Here is a 22518-nt window from a genome sequence, read left to right on the forward strand (position 1 = left end):
TCCGTTCTGCTGTATCGTCACGAACTGACGATACAGCCCACCAAACGACATTGTTCGCTGCTTGGAGGAGCCGTCATGCTGCTTCGTTTCCAGGTCACGAATCACGCTTCACTACGAGCGGAGCAGGAACTTTCCTTCGTCGCCGCGGACCGTCATCCGGAGCGTGCTGAAGCGGAGGTGCCGGGCGGTGCCCACCGAACGGTTCCCGTGCTGGCCATCTACGGGACCAACGCCTCGGGGAAGTCGAACGTCATCGATGCCCTTGGCTGGATGCGCACGGCGGTGCTGTCGTCATTTCGTAGATGGGACCCGAGCGGCGGGGTCCCGCGCCGCCCTTTCGTGCTGCGGACGGACGCGGCATTGCATCCGAGTTCCTTCGCCGTTGATTTCGTCGTTGCCGGAGTGCATCACCAGTTCGGATTCTCTGTCGATGACGAGCAGGTGACTGAGGAGTGGCTCTACTACTACCCGGAAGGCCGGCAACGCCGTCTATACGTGCGCGCTGCGGACAAAGTGGTTACTTTTGGGCGCTGGCTCACAGGGCGGCGCAAACTCATCGCGGAACTGCTGAGGCCGAACAGTCTCTATCTCTCGGTTGCGGCGGCGCAGGGGCATGAGCAGCTCGGAGAGGTGTTCCGCTGGTTCCAGTTCGGCCTGCGCATGGCGACGGACCATGATTTTCAGCGGCGTCTCGACCACACTGTCCGGCTCTGTCTCGACGATCCGCGGTGGCAACAGGGCCGAGAACAGGGGCGGCAGGAGGAATCGCCTGTGATGGCCCTGCTCCGATTCGCGGATCTGGGTGTCTCCGGGCTTGAGATCGAAGAATGGGACGAATCAGTTAGAAAGGATCACCAGCGTATTACCCAGGCGCTGCGGGAAGCGCTGGGCCACGACAAGGTGCGGGTCCAGGCGGACAGCCGGCAGCGGATCAGGGTCGAGCACCGGACGGTCGAGGGAGTCTTTCCGCTCGACTTGGCGTACGAGTCGAGCGGAACCCGCACCTGGATCGGCCTCGTCGGTCCCGTGATCACCACACTGGCCGAAGGCGGCGTGCTCTGTGTGGACGAGCTGGACGCGCGGTTGCATCCGTACCTTGTCGACGCGCTGGTCGGGATGTTCCAGGCTCCTGAGATCAATCGTGCGGGCGCCCAGTTGGTGTTCAGCACACATGAGGCGGCGCTGCTGGGTCGCAACGTTCGAACAGAACTTTTCAGGGACCAGATCTGGTTCACGGAGAAGAATCCGGACACACTTGCGACTCGGCTCTTCCCCATGACTGAATTCTCGGTCCGCGATTCCGCGGACAACCTGGAGAAGCGCTATCTGGGGGGACGCTACGGGGCAGTGCCTTACTTGGACGATGAACTGCTGCGGGACATGACCGAGGCATTCCGGCATGGGGGTGGGCGTGAAGCGGGGAAGGCCGCTGAAGCGGGCGAAGGGCGTACGTCAGGAGCAGCGTAGGTTCCTCATCTACTGCGAGGGGGAGTGTACGGAGGATCAGTATTTCAGGGGGTTGAAAGCCGAGTTACGGGCACTTCCCGTCTACGTTCAGCTGGGCGGCGAGCACGGCGAGCCGAAGTCGCTGGTCCGGGCCGCCATCGAGCACAAGAACCGGGCCGCACGCTCTCCGCACGACCGGTGGATGGATTACGACGAGGTCTGGTGCGTCATCGACGTCGAGGCGCCGAGGCCGCACCCTGGTTTGAGTTCGGCATTGGCGTTGGCGGAGCGTCATGGGATCGAAGTGGCCCTGACCAACCCCTGTTTCGAACTCTGGCTCCTGCTCCATTTCACAGATGTGTATGGGTACCACACATCGGAGAGCGCGCAGAGGGCACTGGAGAAGCAGGGCGCGTGCGGTTACTCCACCACTCACAAGCATGTGAAGTACGAGGAGTTGCGCGACGGATATGGGCGGGCCAGAGACTGTGCACAGGTGCTGAGGAATCGCGCCTCGGACGGGTACGCGGAGAACCCGTGGACCGACATGGACAGACTTGTGGATCGGTTGAGAGCAGCGAGATATCCGGCGGGAGAAGGGTAGAGGTGCGGCCCGCCGGCACGTGACTCTCGATCCCTCAGGGGCGGGCCCCGCACATCCGAGCCCGGTTGTGGCGTATCCGGACGGTGGCGGGGCACAGGGGGGCTATGACCGCTGAGACGGAACGGACCGGGCCGGTGAAGGCCGCGCCCGGGGGTATGTCGCGGGGTGCACGGGGATTGCGGAGTCTGCGGGAATCCTGGGGGTCCCTGCGCTCCCGGTTCCACTGGGGGGAATGGGGCAGGACCGCGCTACGGATCGTGATCATGGCGGTGGCGTTCGTCGCCCTGGCGGGGTTCGCCGCCGTACTGGCCGAGCTGACGCTGACACCGTCCCCGGCGTCGGCCGGTATCGCCGGGTCCAATCTGCGGGTGGGGCACTCGCTGCGCCAGTACGCGGAGGACTACACGTTTCTCTCGGCGTGCAAGCAGATCGGCGGGAATCTGCTGATGGGGGCGCCCTTCGGGGTGATTCTCCCGCTGCTCATGCCGCCCCGGTACCGGATGGTACGGGTGGTGCTGCTGACCGCCGTCGTGATGTCGCTGGTGGAGCTGGCGCAGGGCGCGATGATCGAGGGCCGGGCCTTCGACATCGACGACGTCATCCTGAACACGAGCGGCGCGCTGATCGGGTATCTGGTGCTGGGGCGGCGGCTGTCGCGGCGGTTCCACATGCTGGCCCCGGACCGGGCGAAGCCTGACCGCGCGGAGCCGTAGCGGGGAGGCCGTTGTCAGTGGCGGGTGGTCCAATGGCGGCATGACTGACACGACGGTGCTGCTCTCCCTCATCGAGGACCGCTCGGCCGCCTTGAGTGACGCCGTGGCGACCGCCCCGGACCTCGACGCGCGCGTGCCCGGCTGTCCGGAGTGGTCCCTGCGTCAACTCGTGGAACACGTGGGCGGGGTCCAGCGGTTCTGGGCGGCCGTCGTCGCCGCCGGGCCCGCCGAGCAGCCGCCCACGAAGGTGCCGCCGGGGGAGACCGATCCGCAGGGCAATCTGCTCGACTGGTGGGGCGAGTCGACGGCTCTGCTGCTGACCGCCCTGCTGACGGCCGACCCCGCCCAGGGCTGCTGGACCTGGTGGGGCGCGTCCGGCGCGCCGGGGACCGTCGCCGCCGTCGCGCGTCACCAGGTGCAGGAGGCGGCGGTGCACGCGTACGACGCGCAGGAGGCGGCGTCCGGGCGGCCCCGGCCGATACCGGGGCCGATCGCGCTGGACGGCGTCGACGAGTTCCTCACCGTGGTCATCGGCTCGTCGGGGCTCTGGCCGCGCCGGTCGGCCCGGATCGTCCTGTGCGCCGAGGAGGGCCCGTCGTGGACCCTCGGCCTCACCCGCTCCGAGCGGTCCGTGGTCACACCGGGCGCGGCGGACGCCGCCGACACGACGGCGGTCGTGCGCGGCCCGGCGAGCGATCTGCTGCTGGCGCTGTACGGGCGGATACCCGTGGACTACCTCGCGGTGGAGGGCGACCGCGCGGCCGTCGCATCGCTGATGTCCTGAGTGTCGGATACGTCGGATACGGCCGACGTCCCGGACTCACGCCCGGGCCGTCGACTCACGCCGGGTCGTCGGCCAGCTCCGCCACGCCCGTGATGCGGTGCAGGGGGTACGTACGGACCTCGTCCGCCGTGTGGTCGTACGCCGTGACGTAACCGCCCTCGACCCGTACCGGCGCGATGACGCGCTGGCTGGCCGCGCCGTCCGCGTTGACGTAGCCGATCCAGACCGCCGAGCCCGTCATGGCGGCGGCCTGGACGGTCGCGAGCGTCTCGCCCGGGGTGGTGCGGGGGAGCGCGCCGCTCGACGCCGCGGCCCGCCCGGACGCGGCCGACGACGCGGAGGAGGACGAGGTGGGCGACGGAACCAGCGGCTCGGACGCCGGCTTCCTGACGACCGTGGCCGCCAGGTCCCCGGCCCGGATCGCCCGCACCGCCGCGCCCAGCAGCGTCGCGTCAGGTACGGGAGGCCCGTCCGGTACGGGGACGGGGGCGGCCCGGGGCGGGGTGCGGTGGGCGAGCGCGCGGGTGATCATGACATCGCCGTCCGTGGACTCCGCCGCGGGCGCGAAGCCCATGGTCCGCAACCCGTCGAGCAGCGCCGCCGCCTCGGCGTGCGAGGCCAGCACGGTCGGGGCGAGGCGCCGCAGCCGCAGGCCCAGGGAGCGCTTGTCGGCGAGGATCTCGTCGAGAACGGCCTCGTCGTCGCAGCGCACGTACGCGGAGGCCGAGCCGACCCGGAGATGGCCGTGCTTACGGGCCACATCGTCGATCAGATAGGCCAGCGGCTGCGGTACGGGCGTACGGCTGTGGGCCTTGAGGAAGTCGTGCAGGTCGGACGCCGACTGCCCGGCGTCCAGCGCACGCCGTACGGAGCCGGGCGTGAAGCGGTAGACGGTCGCGCCGCCCTTGGACTCGACGTCCGCCGTGACGGCGAGCAGCTCCGCGAGCGGGCGCAGCAGCGGCCCGGGGGCGACGGCGGTGAGGTCGGCCTGGAGGAGGACGTGGTCGAGGGGCTCGGGAAGGAGCGGGGCGAGGACGCGGGCGGCGCGCAGACCGGCGGCGGCGAGTTCGGCGGCCGATCCGGCGCCGGAGCCCGTGCCGGAGCCCGTGCCGAAGCCGTCACTGGTGCGGGTTTCCGGGGTCGCACCCGTCGGACCCGTACCCGTACCTGCACCCGGACCTGCCCCCGCCCCCGCACCCGTACCCGTACCCGGCTCCCGTGCCAGCAGCGCCCGTGCGTGGGACGACAGCGCGCCTCGGCCCGTGAAGCCGAGCATCTCCGCCTCGTTCATGGTCCACGCCGCCAGCCGCGCGCGCAGATCGTCCGGCCTGCCGCCGGCCGACGCGCCGCGCAGCGGGCGTTCCCAGCGGAGCCGGGCGAGCAGCGATTCCGGGTCGGGGGCCGTGCCCTCGGGGAGCGTGGCGAGGAGGTCCAGGATCCGCCGCCGTACCTCCGGCGCCGGGCCCCGGTCCAGATCGGGGCCGAGCACCGCGAGCGTCCGGCCCTTGCTGTCCTGGCTGCCGACCAGCCCGGCGGTCCGGGTCGCCGTCAGCCAGGCGATCGCGAGCCGCGTCCACCGGTCGGCGGGCGGCAGCTCCTGCCAGTCGTCGTAGGCGGGGGTCGGCGCGTACCGCTCGTCGGTCTGGCCGTCCGGTGCCAGCAGGCCCGCCGCGTAGCCGAGTTCGACCCAGAAGGCGGCCACGGGCTCGGGCACGTCGAGCGCGGTGGCGGTGCGCTTCAGGTCCCGTACGGAGAGGCCGCCGGCGCGCAGGACGTTCGGGCCGCCCTCGTTCCACTCCTTGGCCAGCTCCTCGATGGTGGCCAGGGCCGTGTACGCCTGGCCCGCCGCCGTACTGTCGATCATCCGTGACCGGTCCGCCGCTTCGCCCGGTGCCGTACCGGTGCGCGGTGCGACGACCGGCGCCACGGGCTCCGGCCTGCGGTGCGCGCGTCCGGCGCGTAGATGCAGCGCCGCCTCGCGCGGCAGCACGACCGTGCGGGTCGTCGCAGGCAGCAGCAGCCCCCGGTCGCGCAGCCAGCGCACGGGCGGGGTGGGGCTCGACGTGACCTCGCCGTACGGCGGCCCCCACACCAGCCGGTCCAGCACCGACAGCGCCTCCATCGGTGCCGTGTCGAGCAGCGCGCCCATCCGGTTCCGGTCGGTGAAGAGCGCGGTGAGGGCGGCGACCGCAGAGACCGGATCGTGGGTGGAGGGCAGGCCGGCCGACGTCAGGATCTCCTGGAGGCGGCCCGGCGACATGCCCGCGGTGGCCTCCGCGACGGTCGGGCCGAGACCCGTGGGCGAGGGGTGCGTGGGGGAGGGCGCGAGGAGTTCGCGGGCGGTGCGCACCAGCCGCAGCCGGTCGTTCCCGCCCCAGATCAGAGCCTGGTCGCGCAGGGCCGTCACGGCGCCGGGCAGGGCCGCCTCGATGCCGGGGTCGCCCTCGTCACCGGTGAGCAGCGCGCGCAGCGCGTCGTACGGCGCGGGCTCGGGCGCCACGGCGAGCGCCTCCGCCGCCTGGAGCGTGAACCGGTCGAGCCGCTCCAGCGCCCGTACGACCGACGCCCGGGTGCCGGCGCGGGTCGCGAGCTGCGAGAGATCACTCGGTACGGGGTTGAGCAGATCGGGCCTGGCCCGCAGCAGAGCCGTGAGTGAACGGTCGCTCTGGGTGCGCAGCGCCTCCGCCAGCGTGCGCGGTGACGTACTGCCGGTCCCCTCTGGAACTCCTTCGGGCACGTGCGCCTCCTGCTCGGGCTTCGCGGATCCCCATCCGTTCCACGTTAGCCCGTCCGTCGTTCGGGGAGTGGGAGAAGAGGCGGGAGTGGGCAGCGGGTCGGCCACGGCCACCCCCGCCGGCCTGGCCGTATGTACTGGACGTACGGGAGCGACTCCGACAGCATCACGTGCGAGTGGTTCGTGAGCGGTTCGCGAGCGGCTGTGGCGCCGGGGAGGCTCTGTGGGGATCGAGAGCGATCAGCTCGTCTACGACTACCTGAGCCGGGTCGGCGACGCCGCCCAGCGGCAGCAGCTCTCCTCCGGGGACCGGATGCGGCTCGTATCGACGCTGCGCAACGAGATCGACCGGCAGCGCGGGAAGTACGCCACCGACAGCCCGGCGACCGTGCGCCGCATCCTGGGGCGGCTGGGCGAACCGGCCGCGCTGGTACGGGCGGCGGCGCCGAGCGGGACCGGGGAGGAGACGGCCCGGGAGCCGTACGTGGCGCCGGAGGTGCCGGAGCAGCGGGCGCGGGGGCTCAAGGGCATAAAGGGGTTCATGGGGTCGGTGGGCTCCCTGGGCATCAAGGGGGCGGGTGGGGAGGCCGGTTCGCGTACGGGACCGTCCGTGCCCGTGGCGCCGGAGGCGGCTCCCCAGGCGGCTCCCCAGGCGGCCCCTCCCAACGTGCCGGAGCCAGAGCCAGAGCCTGAACCGGAACCGGAGTTGGCGCCCGAACCTCCGTCGGCACCCGCACCCGCACTCGAAGAACCCGCGCCTGCCTCCCCCATGGCACAGGCGGAGAAGCCCGTCGTACCGTCGCCGCGCCCCGCCCCCGGGCCCGACTGGTGGCGGATAGAAGCGGGACCGCTGGGCGGCCGGGGTCCGGTGGAGAGCGTGATGGCGTCGGCGGAAGAGGCCGAGGCGGCCGAGGCCGCCCAACGCCCCGGATTCGGGACGGCGTTCGTGGGCACCATCATCCCCGAGGTCTTCAAGGCCCCGCCGGACCCCAAGGACGAGGAGCGCCGGAAAGCCGCCGAGGCCGCCGGAGAGACGGATACGCGTACGGGTACGGGTACGGGTATGGAGACGGCGGCGGACGCGGCGGAGAACGCGGCCACGGATGCGGACGCGGACGCGGACGCGGCGCCCGGCAAGCCCCGCCGACGGCTCCCGCTCCCGCGCCTGCTGGGCCCGCGCGGGGACAAGCCCGCCGGCGAGCCGAAGCCCGAAAATCCGAAGCCGCGCTTCTCCCACCCCTTCCTCCTGCTGGCGGCGGCCCTCCTCGTCGCGGGCGCCTTCCTCGGCTCCTGGCCGGCGCTCGGCGGCGGCTGGCTCATCGCGTACGCCTCGCGCAAGCTGTCCCGTAACGAGGCGAAGTGGGCGGTCTTCGGGCTGCCGGGCGTGTCGGCGGCGGGCGGCCTGGTCTGGCTCTGGGGCCGTTCCGTGGGCCGCTGGGGCGAGGAGATCCCGGCGCACGGCATGGCGGACGCGCTGTCCGGCGTCTGGCCGGTGGTGCTGCGTACGGCGGCGGTGTCCTCGGCGGTGTTCCTGGTCTGGCGGGCGCGCCGTAAGGCGTAGCCGGTCGCGGACCGGGCCGGTCGGCGCTCACGTGGCGTCGAGAAAGTCCCGCAGCGCCTGCGAGCGCGAGGGATGGCGGAGTTTCGACATCGTCTTGGACTCGATCTGGCGGATGCGCTCACGCGTCACCCCGTACACGGTGCCGATCTCCTCCAGCGTCTGCGCCCGGAGTCCGGTCAGCCCGAACCGCAACGAGATGATGCCGGCCTCGCGCGGGGTCATCCCCGCGAGGAGCGTCCTGATGGCCTCCTGGAGGAGGACGAACGTGACGGCGTCCACCGGGGACGGGGCGTCGCTGTCCTCGATCAGATCACCGAACTCGGCGTGCCCGTCCTCGCCCAGGGCGGTGTGCAGGGAGACGGGTTCCTTGGTGTAGCCGACGAGTTCGACGAGCTTCTCCACGGGGACGCCCGTCTTCTCCGCCAGCTCCTCCGGCGCCGGTTCGGTCCCCAGGTCCAGGATCATTTCCCGGCGCGCCCTGGCGACCCGGTTGATGACCTCCGTCATATGCACCGGAACGCGGATGGTGCGGCCCTGGTCGGCCAGGGCCCGCGATATCGCCTGCCGGATCCACCAGGTCGCGTACGTCGAGAACTTGAATCCCTTGGTGTAGTCGAATTTCTCTACGGCGCGGATCAGACCGGTGTTTCCCTCCTGGATGAGATCGAGAAACAGCAGGCCACGTCCCGTGTAGCGCTTGGCGATCGACACGACCAGACGCAGATTCGCCTCGACGAGATGGTTCTTTGCGCGGTCGCCGTCCTGGGCGAGGAGGTCCAGCTCCCGGCGGAGGACGGGATCGAGATCCTCCGACGCCTCTTTCTCCTCGTCCGCCTCCCCGTCCGCCTCCTCGTTCGCCTCCTCGTTCGCCTCCTCGTTCGCCTCCTCGTTCGCTTCCTCCAGCTTCTTCGCGGCGTACAGACCGGCCTCGATCCGCTTCGCCAGCTCCACTTCCTGCGCGGCGTCCAGGAGCCGGACGCGGGCGATGAGCTTCAGATAGTCCCGTACCTGGTCGGCCGAGCCGCCGGAGGTGGTGAGGGAGGGCGCGGGTTCGTCGGTGCCGGGTTCGTCAGCGCCGGGTTCGTCCGTTGTCACTGCTGCGGTCGTTGCCGTCGTTGCCGTTGTTGCCATCGCGCTCACGGTGCGTCACCTCTTCTCCAGAAGCGGGCGCAGGAACCGCCCGGTGTGGGACCGGGGATCGGCCGCGATCTCCTCCGGCGTGCCCTGCGCCAGGACGGTGCCGCCGCCCCGGCCGCCCTCGGGGCCCATGTCGACGATCCAGTCGGCCGTCTTGATCACGTCGAGGTGGTGCTCGATGACCACCACGGTGTTGCCCCCGTCGACGAGTTGATGGAGCACGGCCAGCAGCCGGCGGATGTCGTCGGCGTGCAGGCCGGTCGTCGGCTCGTCGAGTACGTAGAGGGTGCGGCCCCTGGTGCGCCGCTGAAGTTCGGCGGCGAGTTTGACCCGCTGGGCCTCGCCCCCGGAGAGCGTGGTGGCGGGCTGGCCGAGCTTCACGTACCCGAGCCCCACCCCGTGCAGGGCCCCGAGATGGCGCGAGATGATCGCGTGCCCGGCGAAGAAGTCCAGGCTCTCCTCGATGGTCATGGCCAGTACGTCGGCGATGGATCTGCCCTTGTACCGCACGTCGAGGGTCTCGCGGTTGTACTGCGCTCCGCCGCACACCTCGCACGGCACATGGACATCCGGCAGGAAGTTCATCTCGACCTTCACCGTGCCGTCGCCCTGGCACGGCTCGCAGCGGCCCCCCTTGATGTTGAAGGAGAACCGCCCCGGCCCGTAGCCGCGCACCTTGGCCTCAGGCGTCTGCGCGAACAGCGTGCGCAGATGGTCGAAGACCCCTGTGTACGTGGCCGGGTTGGACCGGGGGGTGCGCCCGATCGGGGACTGGTCGACCCGCACCACCTTGTCGAGCGCCTCGACGCCCGTGAGGGTACGGTGCCGGCCCGGCACCGCGTGGGCCCGGTGGAAGTGCCGGGCCAGAGCGGTGTGGAGGACGTCGTTGACCAGCGTGGACTTGCCCGACCCCGAGACGCCGGTGACCGCGGTGAACCGGCCCAGCGGGAAGGACACCGTCACGTTCCTGAGGTTGTGCTCGGTGGCGTCGTGAACCGTCAACGCGCCTCTGTCCGCGCTCCGATCCGCGCCCCTGTCCGCGCCCTTGCCCGCTCCCGTACCCCTGTCCGCGCTCGGTTGGCGCCGTACCGGTACGGGTATCTCCCGGCGGCCGGACAGATACGCCCCGGTCAGCGAGGTGGGGTGGGCCAGCAGTTCGCTCGGCGGTCCCGAGTGCACCACCCGTCCGCCGTGCTCGCCGGCGCCAGGCCCGATGTCCACCACCCAGTCGGCCGCTCGTACCGTCTCCTCGTCGTGCTCCACCACGATCACGGTGTTGCCCCGGTCGCGCAGCCGCAGCAGGGTCTCGATGAGCCGCTGGTTGTCCCGCTGGTGCAGTCCGATGCTCGGCTCGTCCAGGACGTAGAGGACCCCGGTCAGCCCGGCCCCGATCTGGGTGGCCAGCCGGATCCGCTGGGCCTCGCCGCCGGAGAGGCTCGCGGCGGGCCGGCTCAGCGACAGGTAGTCCAGGCCGACGTCGAGCAGGAACCGCAGCCGCTCACCCGTCTCGGCGACGACGGGCGTGGCCACCCGGCGCTGCCAGCCGGTGAGTTCCCGTTCCAGCCCTGCCGTGAAGGCGGCCAGTTCGTCGAGCGGCAGGGCGGTCAGCTCGGCGATGTTCCGGCCGCCGACGGTGACGGCGAGGACGCCGGGCCGCAGCCTGGCCCCGGCACAGGCAGAGCAGGGCAGTTCGCGCAGGTATCCGGCGAAGCGGCCCGTACTCGCGACAGGGGTCCCGTCGTCGCCGGCGGTCTCGGCGCTGCGCCGCTCGATGTGCGGGATGACGCCCTCGTACGGGGCCGGGTGAGAGCGCTCGCGGCCGAACCGGTTCCGGTAGGTGAGGTGCAGCCGCCGGGGGCTGCCGTACAGCACCGTCCTGCGTACGGAGGCGGGCAGCTTCCGCCACGGGGCGCTCGTACTGAAGCCGATCTCGGCCGCCAGGGCTTCGAGCAGCAGGGTGAAGTAGTCGGCGCCGCTGGTGTTGGTCCACGGCGCGATGGCCCCCTCGGCCAGCGACTTGTCCCCGTCCGGGACGACGAGCGAGGCGTCGACCTCCCTGCGCGTGCCGAGCCCCTCGCACTGCGGGCAGGCGCCCCAGGGGGCGTTGAAGGAGAAGAGGCGCGGCTCCAGGGTGTCCAGATCGAGGTCGTGGGCGCGCGGGCAGGCCATCTGCTCGGAGAAGCGCAGCTCCCGCCCGGGGTCCTCGGCGTCGAGATCCACGAAGTCGACGACGACGGACCCGCCCGCGAGGCCGAGCGCGGTCTCGACGGACTCGGTCAGCCGCTGCCGGGCGGCCGGCCGGAGCGCGAGCCGGTCCACGACGACATCGATGGTGTGCTTCGCGCGCTTGTCCAGCGCGGGCGGGGAGGTCAGCGGCAGGACCCTGCCGTCCACGCGGACCCGGCTGAAGCCGTCGGCCATCAACTGCCGCAATACGTCGGTGTGTTCGCCCTTGCGGTCCCGGACGACCGGGGCCAGCACATGGACCCGGGCACCCTCGGCTGTCGTTCCCATGGGCGTCAGCAGCCGGTCCACGATCTCCTGCGGGGTCCGGCGGCCGACCGGCTCGCCGCACTCCGGGCAGTGCGGGACGCCGATCCGCGCGTACAGCAGGCGCAGATAGTCGTAGACCTCGGTGAGGGTGCCGACCGTGGAGCGCGGGTTGCGGCCGGTGGTCTTCTGGTCGATCGCGATGGCGGGGGAGAGGCCCTCGATGGCGTCGACGTCCGGCTTGGCGAGCTGCCCCAGGAACTGTCGCGCGTAGGCCGAGAGCGACTCGACATATCGCCGCTGTCCCTCGGCGAAAATGGTGTCGAATGCCAGACTTGACTTTCCCGAACCGGATACCCCGGTGAAAACGACGAGTGCGTCCCGGGGAATTTCTACGGAGACATCGCGGAGACTGTTCTGACGAGCGCCTTTGACGGCGATACGGTCTTTCACTCCTTCGAGGCTAGTGCACACAACACCGCAGTGCTGCCGAATTGTTATCGATTATTTTCGGAGGCATTATTCGGTCTTCTGCGGACGCGATGCGGATACGTTGCGGCGCATCGCCACGCCCGCCAGGCTGCCCAGCAGCAGGACCGCGATCAGCGGGATCAGGGTCTCCTTCGACGCCTGCGTCAGCCCGTTCTGGATGGCCTGTTCGGCGAGCTGCCGCCCCTGGTCGACCAGGTGGCGCGGCAGCGGCAGCGCGCCGCCCACGGAGCCGTCCGAGCCCGCGCCCGCACCCGGGCTCGTCGCGCCGGTGGCGTTCAGGTACGCGGCGAAGTCCTCGCGGTAGCGGGCCGGCAGCCGCGCGGCGGCGGCGTCGGCCTCGGCGGCCACGGACGCGGTGATCCGGGCCTGGAGCAGGACGCCGATGGTCGCGCTGCCGAGGACCGCGCCGAGCTGGCGGGCGGTGAAGAAGATGCCCGAGGCGGCGCCCCGGAGTTCGGCGGGTACGGTGCCCATCGCGACGTTGTTGACCGGCACGAGGACGCACCCCATGCCGAGCCCGCACACCAGCAGCCCGGGCGTGAGCCGCCACGGCGGCAGGTCGGGCTCGGCCTGTACGGCGAGGACGGCCAGCCCCAGCGCCATACCCACCAGCCCGGCCATCACCAGGTACTTGCCGCTGACGCGGTCGGACAGCCGGCCGACGAACGGGCCCATGAGCCCGGACACCAGCGCCATCGGCGCGGTGACCAGCCCGGCATCGGTCGGGGAGAGGCCGAGCGCGGACTGCATGTAGATGACGAGGGGCAGGAACATGCCGGTCATCGCGAAGCCGAGGGCCGCGGTGGTCAGGGCGCCCATCGAGAAGTTGCGGTCGGCGAAGGTACGCAGCGGCACCAGCGGTTCGTTGCGGTTGACGCGCTGCCAGACCACGAAGGCGGCCAGCAGGACCACGCCCGCCGCGATGACCTGGAACACGCTGACGGGGCCGATGAGTTCGCCCCACTCGTAGGCCCGGCCGTTCTGGATGCCGAACACGACCAGGAACAGCCCGGCGCCGGAGAGCAGGATGCCCGGCAGGTCAAAGCGGTGCGCGCGGCCGGTCCGCCAGTCAGGGATCGCCCACTGGCTCAGGCCCAGCGTGGCGAGGCCGACCAGGACATTGACGTAGAAGATCCACTGCCAGCCCAGCGTGTCCACCAACACCCCGCCGAGCAGCGGCCCGGTGACGGTGGCCAGCCCGGAGACCCCGCCGAGGACCCCCATCGCCCGGCCTCGGTCGCCGCCCGGGAAGAGGTGGGTGATGAGGGTGAGGGTCTGCGGGGTGAGCAGCGCCGCGCCCAGCCCCTGCGCGGCCCGCGCGGTGATCAGCATCTCCACACCGGTGGAGAGCCCGGCGCAGAGCGAGGCGGCGGTGAACACGGCCAGCCCGGCGACGAACACCCGCTTGGGGCCGTACCGGTCCCCGAGCCGGCTGGTGAAGAGCATCGGGACGGCGTACGTGAGCAGATAGACGCTGGTGACCCAGACCACCGCGTTGAGACCGGTGTCGAGGTCGCGCACCATGGTCGGTACGGCCACGGACACGATCGAGGTGTCCACCACGATCATGAACAGCCCCAGGGACAGCGCGGCCAGCGCCGTCCACGGCCCGGCGGCGCGTGATCCCCCTCGCCCGCTTCTCACTCGGTCTTCCGTGTCGGTGTCCGTGCTGGTGTCGGTGCCGGTCATCGCTTCCGCTCAGGGCCTGGTGGTGGGTGCCCGGCCCGGCCGCCGGGAGGGGCGGCCGGGCCGGGCGGGCTCGGATGGGCTCAGGGACGGGCCCCGGTCAGTAGCGGACCGCCCCGTAGTCGATGCCCTCCGCCGGGTAGGTGGCGGCGCGCCGGGCGAGTCCGCGCATGCGCTCGCGCATCTCGTCGGCGGGCAGGTGGTGCAGATCGCCGTGGCCCGGCAGCACCCACTCGAAGGTCAGCTCCTCGGCCCCGCGCGCCACCGACGCGGCGAGCGTCTTGATCGAGTCGTAGACGACGCTGTGCGCCACCTCCAGGGTCTGCTGGCCGTTCGACCAGAAGAACGCGTCGCCGGTGAAGCAGAACTTCTCGTCCGCGATGAAGAGCGCGCTGCCCGCGGTGTGTCCGGGGAAGGGGTGCGCGATGACGCCGGGCCCGATCTCGACCGGCTCCGTACCCCGGATGATGTGGTCGGCGGAGGGGAGGGAGTGCAGGTCCCCCTCGTGGATCCACAGCCGGGCCTTGAAGGCGTCGGCGTACTTGCGGGCGTGCGCGACGTGGTCGAGGTGGGTGATCAGAACGTCGGTGATCTTCCCGACCCGCTCCTCGTACCGGCGGGCGAGCGCGGGCCGCCAGCGCGGGGTGTCGATCATCATCGCGGTGCCGTCGGGACGGCGCAGGAGGTACGAGGTGGCGCCGTACGTCTGCGGGGAGGCGTGCCCGCAGAGGAAGACGGTGCCGGCCTCGTCGAGCGCCATGGGGTACGGGTCCGTGTCGGCGCCCAGGTCATCGGCCGGCGGGTGGACGGAACGGGTGGGGCAGGCGTGCGCCGCCTGGTACATCTTCTCGATGTCCGCCTCGGTCTCCGGCTGACGGATGACGGTCGACAGACCGCCGTACTGGCCGCCCTCCTTGAAGCCGATCATGCCGGGGGCGATCTGGCGGGCGATGTTGCAGTTGAGGCAGCGGTCGTCTACGTGCCAACCCTGCTGCTCACCATCGGCCGCCGGGGTTTTCTGCTCGGTCTCGGTCTCGGTCGCTGTCTCGGTCGTGCTGGTGCTCATGGGCTCCGCTTTCATGTGAGGGGCAACGCCCGTTGACCGGGCGTCCGTTGGGGGGTGTGAGGAAGGGCACGATGTGCCCGGCGCTCACAGGTCGAGGACCAGCTGGGGGCCGCGCGAGCGGGAGACGCAGATCATCATGGTTTCGCCGGACTCCCGCTCCTCCGCGCTGAGTACCGAGTCCCGGTGGTCGGGCTCGCCCTCCAGCACCTCGGTCTCGCAGGTGCCGCAGATGCCCTCGGCGCAGGAGAACGGCACGGCCACCCCGGCCTGCTGCGCGGCGGCCAGCACGCTGGTCCCGGGCGGCACTTGGAGGGTCTGCCCGGAGCGGGAGAGGACGACCTCGAAGGCGTCGGCGTCCGGTGCCGCCACGGCCACCGGCCGGAACCGCTCGACCCGCAGCGCCCCGGACGGCCACACCAGGCACCGCTCCTCGACGGCGGCCAGCAGCGGCTCGGGGCCGCAGCAGTAGACGAGGGTGCCGTCCTCCGGCTTGCCGAGGCAGTCGTCGAGGTCGAGCCGGCCGTGCTCGTCCTGCGGACGGACGTCCACCGCACCTCCGTAGGAGGCCAGTTCGTCCAGGAAGGCCATCGAGGAACGCGTCCTGCCGCCGTACAGCAGCCGCCACCGCGCCCCGGCGGCCTCGGCGGCGGCGATCATCGGCAGTACGGGGGTGATACCGATGCCGCCCGCCACGAACAGATAGCGATTGGCGGGCCGGAGCGCGAAGTTGTTGCGCGGCCCGCGGATCCGCACCGACGCGCCGACGGCCAACTCGTCGTGCACGTACGCCGAACCGCCGCGGCTCTCCGGGACCCGCAGGACGCCGATGCGCCACGCGGACCGGTCGCCGGGGTCGCCGCAGAGCGAGTAGTGCCGGACCATTCCGTTGCCGAGCAGCAGGTCGATATGGGCGCCGGGCTGCCACTCCGGGAGCGGCGCGCCGTCGGGGTGGCGGAGTGTCAGGGCGATGACGCCTTCGGCGGCGTCGGCCCGTTCCGCGACGACGAGCGAAGCCTCGTGTTCGGGAGTTCCGGGAGTTCCGGCGGTTCCGGCAGTTCCGGGAGCTTCGGGAGCGGGGGGTTTGCTCACAGTGGTTTCCCGCTTTCACAGGAACAGAGCGACACCCATGCCAACCGGAAAAACCGTCGCACGGGCTGACGCTGGGAACGAGTCAGGTCGTGGAGCGCGCGACGGAAGGCATGCGACGGAAGGCGTTGTCCGAGATGAACACTAGCGGATGTACAGCCCTACGCGTTACCGTTTCGTTATATTCGAGGCGTGGTGAGGGGCTGTATCAGGCCGCTCCCGGACGACCCGCAAACGACCTTGAATGAGCGTGATTGTCTTCATTTCCAGCCGTGAATCCGCGGATGTTCCGGCGGGCGCGATTGGCGTGAAACCGCCCTTCCTGTACGGCTCAGATGCCGCTCTTGCCGCTCTTGCCGCTCTTGCCGCTCTTGCCGTTCTCCGGGCGGTACGGCATCCCCGGCACCACCAGCGGCGAGCCCGTCACCGGGTCCGGGATGACGACCGCCGCCAGGCCGAAGACCTCGCGCACCAGCTCCGCCGTCACCACCTCGCCGGGCGGGCCCTCCGCCACGATCCGGCCGGCCTTCATGGCGATCAGATGGTCGGCGTAGCGGGCGGCCTGGTTGAGGTCGTGGAGGACGATGACGACCGTACGGGCGCGCTCGTGGTTGAGGCGGCGGACCAGATCGAGGACCTCCACCTGGTGGGCGATGTCGAGGTAGGTCGTCGGCTCGTCGAGCAGGAGCAGCTCCGTCTCCTGCGCCAGGGCCATCGCGATCCACACGCGCTGGCGCTGGCCGCCGGAGAGCTCGTCCACCGGGCGTTCGGCGAGCGCCGTCACATCCGTACGGGCCATCGCGTCCGTCACCGCGCGCTCGTCGGCGTCCGACCACTGCTGCCACCAGTGCTGGTGCGGCTGCCGGCCGCGCGCGACCAGGTCGGCGACCGTGATCGCCTCGGGCGCGGACGGCGACTGCGGCAGCAGGCCGATGGAGCGCGCGATCCGGCGCGTGGGGAGCTTCGCCAGCTCCATGCCGTCCAGCAGCACGGAGCCGCCCTTCGGCCGCAGGAGCCGGCCCAGGGCGCGCAGCGTGGTCGACTTGCCGCAGGCGTTCGGGCCGACGATCACCGACACCCGGCCGTCCGGGACGGCGAGGTCGAGGCCGTCGACGACGGTACGGTCCTCGTACGCGAGCGCCAGCGCGCGGGCGACGAGCCGGCTCGCGCCGGGCTCAACAGCGCTCGGCCCGCCCGCATCCGGCCCGCCCAAATCCCGCCCGCGCAGCTCCCGTTCAGTCACCTCGCGCTCGCTCATGCCCCGCCTCCCGTCGTACGCCCACGGATGATCAGCCAGATCAGATACGGCGCGCCCACCGCCGCCGTCAGCACCCCCACCGGCAGCTCCGTCGGCGCCAGCAGCCGGCGCGCCAGCAGATCCGCCAGGACGACGATCACCGCGCCCAGCAGCGCCGAACAGAGCAGCGGGAGTTGGGCGGTACGCGTCAGCCGCCGCGCGAGCTGCGGCGCCAGCAGCGCCACGAAGTCCACCGGGCCCGCCGCGCCCGTCGCCACCGACGCCAGCACCACCCCGACCAGCACCAGCCCGAGCCGGACGCGGCCGAGCCGTACCCCCAGCGCGGTCGCGGTGTCGTCGTCCAGCGACACGGTGCGCTGCGCCCACGCCGCCCACGCCACCGCAGGCAGCAGGAGCAGCAGCACCCACCCCAACGGCCCGGCGGCCTCCCAGCCACGGCCGTTGAGGGAGCCGGTCATCCACATCTGCGCCTGCTGGGCCAGTCGCAGATCGCCCTTGCTGAGGAAGAGCGTGGTCACGGACCGCAGGGCGATCGCGAAGCCGATGCCGATCAGCACGAACCGCGTCGCGTGCAGCCCGCCGCGCCACGCGAAGACGTACACCAGCGCCGCCGCCGCCAAACCCCCGGCCACGGAGAGATACGGCAGTACGGAGTACGACGTCAGCCCGAACGTCAGCGCCGCCACCGTCAGCGCGCTCGCGCCCTGGCTGACGCCGATGATGTCCGGACTCGCGAGCGGATTGCGCGCGACGGTCTGGATCAGCGCGCCCGCCACGCCGAAGGCCAGCCCGACCAGCAGCCCGACGGTCATACGCGGCAGCCGCAGCGTCCCGACGACCAGCTCGGCCGACGACTCCCGCCCCAGCAGCACCTTCAGCACCTCACCGGGCGGTACGAAGCTCTCCCCGACGCTCAGATACGCGACGCACACCGCGCCGAGCGCCACGGCCAGGCCGGCCGCCACGACCGCCGCCCGCCGGTGCAGCAGGAACGTAGCCCGCCCGCCCCCGACCCCGATCCGTACGCGCGCGTAACCGGCGGGCCGTACGCCCCCGGTGCCGGGCCGCACGCCCCCGGTGGTGGCCGTCATGCCGGCACCGCCTTCCGACGTACCAGCGCCACCAGGAACGGCACCCCCAGCAGCGCCGTCGTCACCCCCGCCGGCACCTCGCCCGGCGGGAACACGATCCGGCCCACGACATCGGCGACCAGCAGCATCACCGGCCCGATCAGCGCCGCCATCGGCAGCACCCAGCGGTGGTCAGCGCCGACGACCGCCCGCGCGATATGCGGTACGGCCAGTCCGACGAAGGCGATCGGCCCGGCCGCCGCGACCCCGACCCCGGTCAGCACGGTCGCGCCGAGACCGCCCAGCACCCGTACGGCCGCGACGTTCTGCCCCAGCCCGCGCGCCATGTCGTCGCCGAGCGCCAGCGCGTCGAGCCCGCGCGCCACGTACCCCACCAGCACCGCGCCCACCAGCAGGAACGGCCAGATCTGCCGGGCCACTTCGGCGTCACGGCCCGCGATCGAGCCGACCTGCCAGAAGCGGAACTCGTCCAGCGCCGCCGCGTTCGTCGTCAGTACGGCCGTGGTCACCGACACCAGCAGCGCGTTGACCGCCGCGCCGCCGAGCGCGAGCTTCACCGGGGTCGCGCCCCCGCGCCCGCCCGCCGCGATCGCGTACACCGCGACCGAGGCGAGCCCGGCGCCCGCGAACGCGTACCAGACGTAGCCGGTCAGGGTGTGTACCCCGGCGAACGCGATGGCCAGCACGACCCCCACCGAGGCGCCCTGGCTGATGCCGAGGATCCCCGGGTCGGCGATCGGGTTGCGGGTGATGCCCTGGAGCGCGGTGCCCGCGACGGCGAGCGCGGCGCCGACCATCAGCCCGATCAGCGTGCGCGGCACCCGTAACTGCCGTACGACCTCGGCGTCGTCGCTGTCCCCGCCGCGCAGCAGCGCGTCGATGACGGCCGAGGGGGCGACCGCGCGCGCCCCGACCGCGAGGCTCAGCAGGACCGCGAGCAGCAGGGCGACGAGGGCCACCGCCGTCCAGCCGGCGCGGCTGACGGTGCGGGGGACCGGCGGGGCGGCTGCTGCCATCGGAGCCATCGGAGCCATCGGAACCATCGGAGCCATCGGAACCAATCGACGAGGGTGAGGGTCGGCCACGAGAGGTGAGGGTCGGCTGAGCGACGGTCAGTCTAAGCAACAGGATCAAGCCACCCGACTCGCCCGTAATCCGCCTGGGCACAATGGCCCCATGGACCCTTTTATGCCCCACACGCCCCGGCCCGCGCCCACCGTCGGCTTCGACCTCGACATGACCCTCATCGACTCACGCCCCGGCATCCACGCCGCGTTCACCGCGCTCGCCGCCGAGACGGGCGTCACGATCGACGCGGACCTGGCCGTCAGCAGGCTCGGACCGCCGCTGGAGCAGGAGCTGGCGCACTGGTTCCCCGAGGAGCGGATCCCGGCCGTCCGGGACCGCTACCGGGAGATCTACCTCATACTCGCCATCGCCCCGACCCTCGCCATGCCCGGCGCCCACGAGGCGGTCGCCGCCGTCCGGGCCCTGGGCGGCCGGGCGATCGTCGTCACCGCCAAGCACGGGACGAGCGCCGCGCTCCACCTCGACCACCTCGGCATCGAGCCGGACGCCGTCGTCGGCCAGCTCTGGGCCGAGCAGAAGGCGGAGGCGCTGATCGCGCACGGCGCCACGGTGTACGTCGGCGACCACATCGGCGACGTACGCGGCGCGCGTACGGCACGGGCGCTGTCCGTGGCCGTACCGACAGGACCGTGCGACGAGGCGGAGCTGCGCGCGGCGGGCGCGGACGTGGTCCTGACGGACCTCACGGAGTTCCCGGCGTGGCTGGAGGGCTACGCGAAGGAAGAGGCCACGCGCTGAGCGAGCGAGGACCCGCTCAAGAACCCCCGCCCGCGGCCCTGGCCAGCCGCCGCTGCGCACCGATCGACCGCAGCACCCCCGCCCCGGCGATCGCGAAGCCGAGGCCCATCAGCATGCAGACGCCGTAGGCGATGGGCGGGAACGGGTCGGTGCCGAGGAAGAGCGGCGCCACGGTGATCAGCGTCGCGAGGGCGCCCGCGATGAAGACGATCGCGCCGATACGGACCAGCCCGTCGCCGGGTCCGGTCTCGTCCGCCGTACGGGGTGCAGGAGTAGCAGTCACCCCACCAGGGTAGTTCCCTGCGGACAACAGCGGAAAGGAACCGACCGGCGACGTCTTGTCACCAGCCCCTGGACCATTAGCCTTGGACCAGTGCGGGGCCGTGGCCCCGCACCACCGCTATCCAGCGCTATCCACTGCTATCCAGCGCTATCCACTGCTATCCAGCGCCATTCAGAGCCGTTTTCGCGCGCGCCAGCGCCCAACGAGTACGAGGACGAGGACAGACGTGCCTACCGGCAAGGTCAAGTGGTTCAACAGCGAGAAGGGCTTCGGCTTTCTCTCCCGCGACGACGGCGGCGACGTCTTCGTCCACTCGTCGGTCCTCCCGGCCGGAGTCGACGCCCTCAAGCCGGGCCAGCGGGTGGAGTTCGGGGTCGTGGCCGGCCAGCGGGGCGACCAGGCGCTCTCCGTGACGGTCCTCGACCCGGCGCCGTCGGTCGCCGCGGCGCAGCGCCGCAAGCCCGATGAACTGGCCTCGATCGTGCAGGATTTGACGACGCTGCTGGAGAACATCACGCCGATGCTGGAGCGCGGGCGCTACCCCGACAAGGTGCACGGCGCCAAGATCGCGGGCCTGCTGCGCGCGGTGGCGGACCAACTCGACGTGTAGGTCGGGGACCGGACCTCAGACGAACCGCAACGCGTCCTGGCCGAGGGGCGGTACGAGCCCCTCGGCCGCCGCGCGCGTGAGCAGCCCGCGTACGGCCGCGTAGCCGTCGGGCCCGAGGTTCGCGGTGAACTCGTTGACGTACAGACCGATGTGCTGGTCGGCGACCGCAGGGTCCATCTCCTGGGAGTGCGCCAGGACGTACGGCCGCGAGACCTCCGGATCGTCCCAGGCCATCCGGACCGACCGGCGGATCGACTCGGCCAGCAGCTCCAGCGTCCCGCCGCCCAGCGACCGCTTCGCGATGATCGCGCCGAGCGGGATCGGCAGGCCCGTCGTGGACTCCCAGTGCTCGCCCATGTCGGCGAGCTTGTGCAGCCCGTAGTTCTGGTACGTGAAGCGCGCCTCGTGGATGACGAGCCCGGCGTCCACCTTGCCGTCCCGTACCGCGGGCATGATCTCGTGGAAGGGCATCACGACGACCTCGCCCACCCCGCCGGGCACGCTCTCCGCCGCCCACAGCCGGAAGAGCAGATACGCCGTGGAGCGCTCGCTCGGCACGGCGACGGTCCTCCCCGCCAGACCGGCGGCGGGACCCGGCTCCCGGGTGAGGACGAGCGGCCCGCAGCCCCGGCCGAGGGCGCCGCCGCAGGGCAGCAGGGTGTACTCGTCGAGGACCCACGGCAGCACCGCGTACGAGACCTTCAGGACGTCGAACTCACCGCGCTCCGCCATGCCGTTGGTGAGGTCGATGTCCGCGAAGGTGACATCGAGGGCCGGCGCGCCTGGCACCCGGCCGTGGGCCAGGGCGTCGAAGGTGAACGTGTCGTTGGGGCAGGGCGAGAAGGCGATCCGCAGCGCCTCGGAACCGGACTCCGAACCAGGCTGGGACGTCATGACGGCTCCTCGAATACGGGGGTGAGCAGCGTGAACGCGTACCGCAGCGCGTCCAGCGCCGGGCCGATGCGCCAGGAGTCGCGGTCGCGCGGGCCCACGGCGTTGGAGATGGCGCGGATCTCCACACACGGCACGGAGTGGGCGGCGGCGGCCTCGGCGACGCCGAACCCCTCCATCGCCTCGGCGGCGGCCCGCGGGTGACGGTCCGTCAGTTCTGCGGTACGGGCGGCCGTGCCGGTCACGGTGGAGACGGTGAGGACGGGCGCGAGGACCGCGCGGAGTTGTGGATCGGCGTCGAGGATCCCCGCCAGCCGGGCGGAGAGCGCCGCCGCGGGCCGATGGGTCCCGCGGCCGAACCCCAGCTCCTCGACCGGGAGATAGCCGTCGGGGGACCCGGCACCCAGGTCCGCCGCCACGATCGAGTCCGCGACCACGAGCGACCCGATGGGCGCGTGGGGCTGGAAGCCGCCGCCGATGCCCGCCGAGACGACCAGGTGGTACGGCGGGTCGTACGGCGAGGAGGCCAGCGCCGTCGCCGTGGCGACCGCCGCAGCGACCGGGCCCACGCCGCCCGCCAGCACATCCACGACCGGTATCTGCACGGACCCGGGCCGGGGCGTGTACTGGGCGAGGCCGGACACCTCGTACCCGCCTGTCAGCTCCCGGACGCCGGAGGCGGCGTACCGGCCGAGCCCGGCGACGACGGCGTCGGTCTCAGCCGCCACCGCGGTCACCACAAGCACACGCATCAGCGGG

19 protein-coding genes are annotated in these 22518 nt (G+C 71.8%); 7 read left to right on the plus strand and 12 right to left on the minus strand.

The window, feature by feature from the left end; all coding sequences use genetic code 11:
* From AB0389_RS29745 to AB0389_RS29760, 4 genes are all read left to right on the plus strand, one after another.
* Positions 1-1467 (plus strand): ATP-binding protein (locus tag AB0389_RS29745; RefSeq protein WP_366398609.1); only part of this gene is annotated, 1467 nt, incomplete at its 5' end.
* Positions 1412-2050, plus strand: coding sequence for an RloB family protein (locus AB0389_RS29750; protein WP_366398610.1), 639 nt, complete (start codon positions 1412-1414; stop codon positions 2048-2050). The genes AB0389_RS29745 and AB0389_RS29750, both read left to right, overlap by 56 nt.
* Positions 2051-2313: 263 nt before the next feature.
* Positions 2314-2763, plus strand: a complete 450-nt coding sequence (locus tag AB0389_RS29755) for a VanZ family protein (RefSeq protein WP_366398611.1) — start codon at positions 2314-2316, stop codon at positions 2761-2763.
* A gap of 40 nt (positions 2764-2803) precedes the next feature.
* Positions 2804-3547 (plus strand): maleylpyruvate isomerase family mycothiol-dependent enzyme, encoded by a 744-nt coding sequence (locus tag AB0389_RS29760; RefSeq protein WP_366398612.1) that lies wholly within the window; start codon positions 2804-2806, stop codon positions 3545-3547.
* Between the two features lie 55 nt (positions 3548-3602).
* Here the strand turns inward: AB0389_RS29760 and AB0389_RS29765 are convergent, their stop codons facing one another.
* Positions 3603-6284: a helicase C-terminal domain-containing protein gene (locus AB0389_RS29765; RefSeq protein WP_366398613.1), complete on the minus strand. Its 2682-nt coding sequence runs from the start codon at positions 6282-6284 to the stop codon at positions 3603-3605.
* 220 nt (positions 6285-6504) lie between these two features.
* Here AB0389_RS29765 and AB0389_RS29770 point away from each other — a divergent pair, with 220 nt between their 5' ends.
* Positions 6505-7842 (plus strand): hypothetical protein, encoded by a 1338-nt coding sequence (locus AB0389_RS29770; RefSeq protein ID WP_366398614.1) that lies wholly within the window; start codon positions 6505-6507, stop codon positions 7840-7842.
* A gap of 27 nt (positions 7843-7869) precedes the next feature.
* Here the strand turns inward: AB0389_RS29770 and AB0389_RS29775 are convergent, their stop codons facing one another.
* From AB0389_RS29775 to AB0389_RS29810, 8 genes are all read right to left on the minus strand, one after another.
* Positions 7870-8973: an RNA polymerase sigma factor gene (locus tag AB0389_RS29775; protein ID WP_366398615.1), complete on the minus strand. Its 1104-nt coding sequence runs from the start codon at positions 8971-8973 to the stop codon at positions 7870-7872.
* A 15-nt stretch (positions 8974-8988) separates the two neighbouring features.
* On the minus strand, positions 8989-11922 hold the full coding sequence (gene uvrA / locus AB0389_RS29780; protein WP_366398616.1) for an excinuclease ABC subunit UvrA: 2934 nt from the start codon (positions 11920-11922) through the stop codon (positions 8989-8991).
* Positions 11923-11988: 66 nt separating this feature from the next.
* A complete protein-coding gene (locus AB0389_RS29785) occupies positions 11989-13605 on the minus strand; it encodes a DHA2 family efflux MFS transporter permease subunit (RefSeq protein WP_366398617.1) in 1617 nt (538 codons plus the stop codon).
* A gap of 142 nt (positions 13606-13747) precedes the next feature.
* A complete protein-coding gene (locus AB0389_RS29790) occupies positions 13748-14713 on the minus strand; it encodes an MBL fold metallo-hydrolase (RefSeq protein ID WP_366398618.1) in 966 nt (321 codons plus the stop codon).
* A gap of 84 nt (positions 14714-14797) precedes the next feature.
* Positions 14798-15802 (minus strand): PDR/VanB family oxidoreductase, encoded by a 1005-nt coding sequence (locus AB0389_RS29795; RefSeq protein WP_366398619.1) that lies wholly within the window; start codon positions 15800-15802, stop codon positions 14798-14800.
* A 328-nt stretch (positions 15803-16130) separates the two neighbouring features.
* Positions 16131-17057: an ABC transporter ATP-binding protein gene (locus AB0389_RS29800; RefSeq protein ID WP_366398620.1), complete on the minus strand. Its 927-nt coding sequence runs from the start codon at positions 17055-17057 to the stop codon at positions 16131-16133.
* A complete protein-coding gene (locus AB0389_RS29805) occupies positions 17054-18148 on the minus strand; it encodes an iron chelate uptake ABC transporter family permease subunit (RefSeq protein WP_366398621.1) in 1095 nt (364 codons plus the stop codon). The genes AB0389_RS29800 and AB0389_RS29805 overlap by 4 nt, the downstream gene beginning before the upstream one ends.
* Positions 18145-19164 carry an iron ABC transporter permease gene (locus AB0389_RS29810; RefSeq protein ID WP_366398622.1) on the minus strand — a complete coding sequence of 340 codons (1020 nt, stop codon included), beginning with the start codon at positions 19162-19164 and terminating at the stop codon, positions 18145-18147. Before AB0389_RS29810 ends, AB0389_RS29805 begins: the two co-directional genes overlap by 4 nt.
* Positions 19165-19336: 172 nt before the next feature.
* Here AB0389_RS29810 and AB0389_RS29815 point away from each other — a divergent pair, with 172 nt between their 5' ends.
* Complete coding sequence (locus AB0389_RS29815) at positions 19337-19975, plus strand: HAD family hydrolase (protein WP_366398623.1); 639 nt, start codon at positions 19337-19339, stop codon at positions 19973-19975.
* 16 nt (positions 19976-19991) lie between these two features.
* Here AB0389_RS29815 and AB0389_RS29820 read toward each other — a convergent pair whose 3' ends face one another.
* Complete coding sequence (locus AB0389_RS29820; RefSeq protein ID WP_366398624.1) at positions 19992-20258, minus strand: hypothetical protein; 267 nt, start codon at positions 20256-20258, stop codon at positions 19992-19994.
* 226 nt (positions 20259-20484) lie between these two features.
* Between AB0389_RS29820 and AB0389_RS29825 the strand changes: the two genes are divergently transcribed.
* On the plus strand, positions 20485-20868 hold the full coding sequence (locus AB0389_RS29825) for a cold-shock protein (RefSeq protein ID WP_108149430.1): 384 nt from the start codon (positions 20485-20487) through the stop codon (positions 20866-20868).
* Positions 20869-20883: 15 nt separating this feature from the next.
* On the opposite strand, the gene AB0389_RS29830 is transcribed toward AB0389_RS29825, so the two are convergent.
* Both AB0389_RS29830 and AB0389_RS29835 read right to left on the minus strand, forming a co-directional pair.
* Positions 20884-21762: a 1,4-dihydroxy-6-naphthoate synthase gene (locus AB0389_RS29830; RefSeq protein WP_366398625.1), complete on the minus strand. Its 879-nt coding sequence runs from the start codon at positions 21760-21762 to the stop codon at positions 20884-20886.
* Positions 21759-22511, minus strand: a complete 753-nt coding sequence (locus AB0389_RS29835) for a futalosine hydrolase (protein ID WP_366398626.1) — start codon at positions 22509-22511, stop codon at positions 21759-21761. Before AB0389_RS29835 ends, AB0389_RS29830 begins: the two co-directional genes overlap by 4 nt.
* Positions 22512-22518: the final 7 nt, after the last annotated feature.

Source organism: Streptomyces sp. NPDC093109, from assembly GCF_040701725.1.
GTDB lineage: Bacteria > Actinomycetota > Actinomycetes > Streptomycetales > Streptomycetaceae > Streptomyces.

Excerpts from the sequence above, each read along its gene's own strand:
- AB0389_RS29800 (WP_366398620.1), bottom strand. The coding sequence starts at position 17,057 with ATGAGCGAGCGCGAGGTGACTGAACGGGAGCTGCGCGGGCGGGATTTG.
- AB0389_RS29760 (WP_366398612.1), top strand. The coding sequence starts at position 2,804 with ATGACTGACACGACGGTGCTGCTCTCCCTCATCGAGGACCGCTCGGCC.
- AB0389_RS29755 (WP_366398611.1), top strand. The coding sequence starts at position 2,314 with ATGGCGGTGGCGTTCGTCGCCCTGGCGGGGTTCGCCGCCGTACTGGCC.
- AB0389_RS29805 (WP_366398621.1), bottom strand. The coding sequence starts at position 18,148 with ATGACGGCCACCACCGGGGGCGTGCGGCCCGGCACCGGGGGCGTACGG.
- AB0389_RS29830 (WP_366398625.1), bottom strand. The coding sequence starts at position 21,762 with ATGACGTCCCAGCCTGGTTCGGAGTCCGGTTCCGAGGCGCTGCGGATC.
- AB0389_RS29810 (WP_366398622.1), bottom strand. The coding sequence starts at position 19,164 with ATGGCAGCAGCCGCCCCGCCGGTCCCCCGCACCGTCAGCCGCGCCGGC.
- AB0389_RS29835 (WP_366398626.1), bottom strand. The coding sequence starts at position 22,511 with ATGCGTGTGCTTGTGGTGACCGCGGTGGCGGCTGAGACCGACGCCGTC.
- AB0389_RS29790 (WP_366398618.1), bottom strand. The coding sequence starts at position 14,713 with ATGAGCACCAGCACGACCGAGACAGCGACCGAGACCGAGACCGAGCAG.
- AB0389_RS29815 (WP_366398623.1), top strand. The coding sequence starts at position 19,337 with ATGCCCCACACGCCCCGGCCCGCGCCCACCGTCGGCTTCGACCTCGAC.
- AB0389_RS29775 (WP_366398615.1), bottom strand. The coding sequence starts at position 8,973 with ATGGCAACAACGGCAACGACGGCAACGACCGCAGCAGTGACAACGGAC.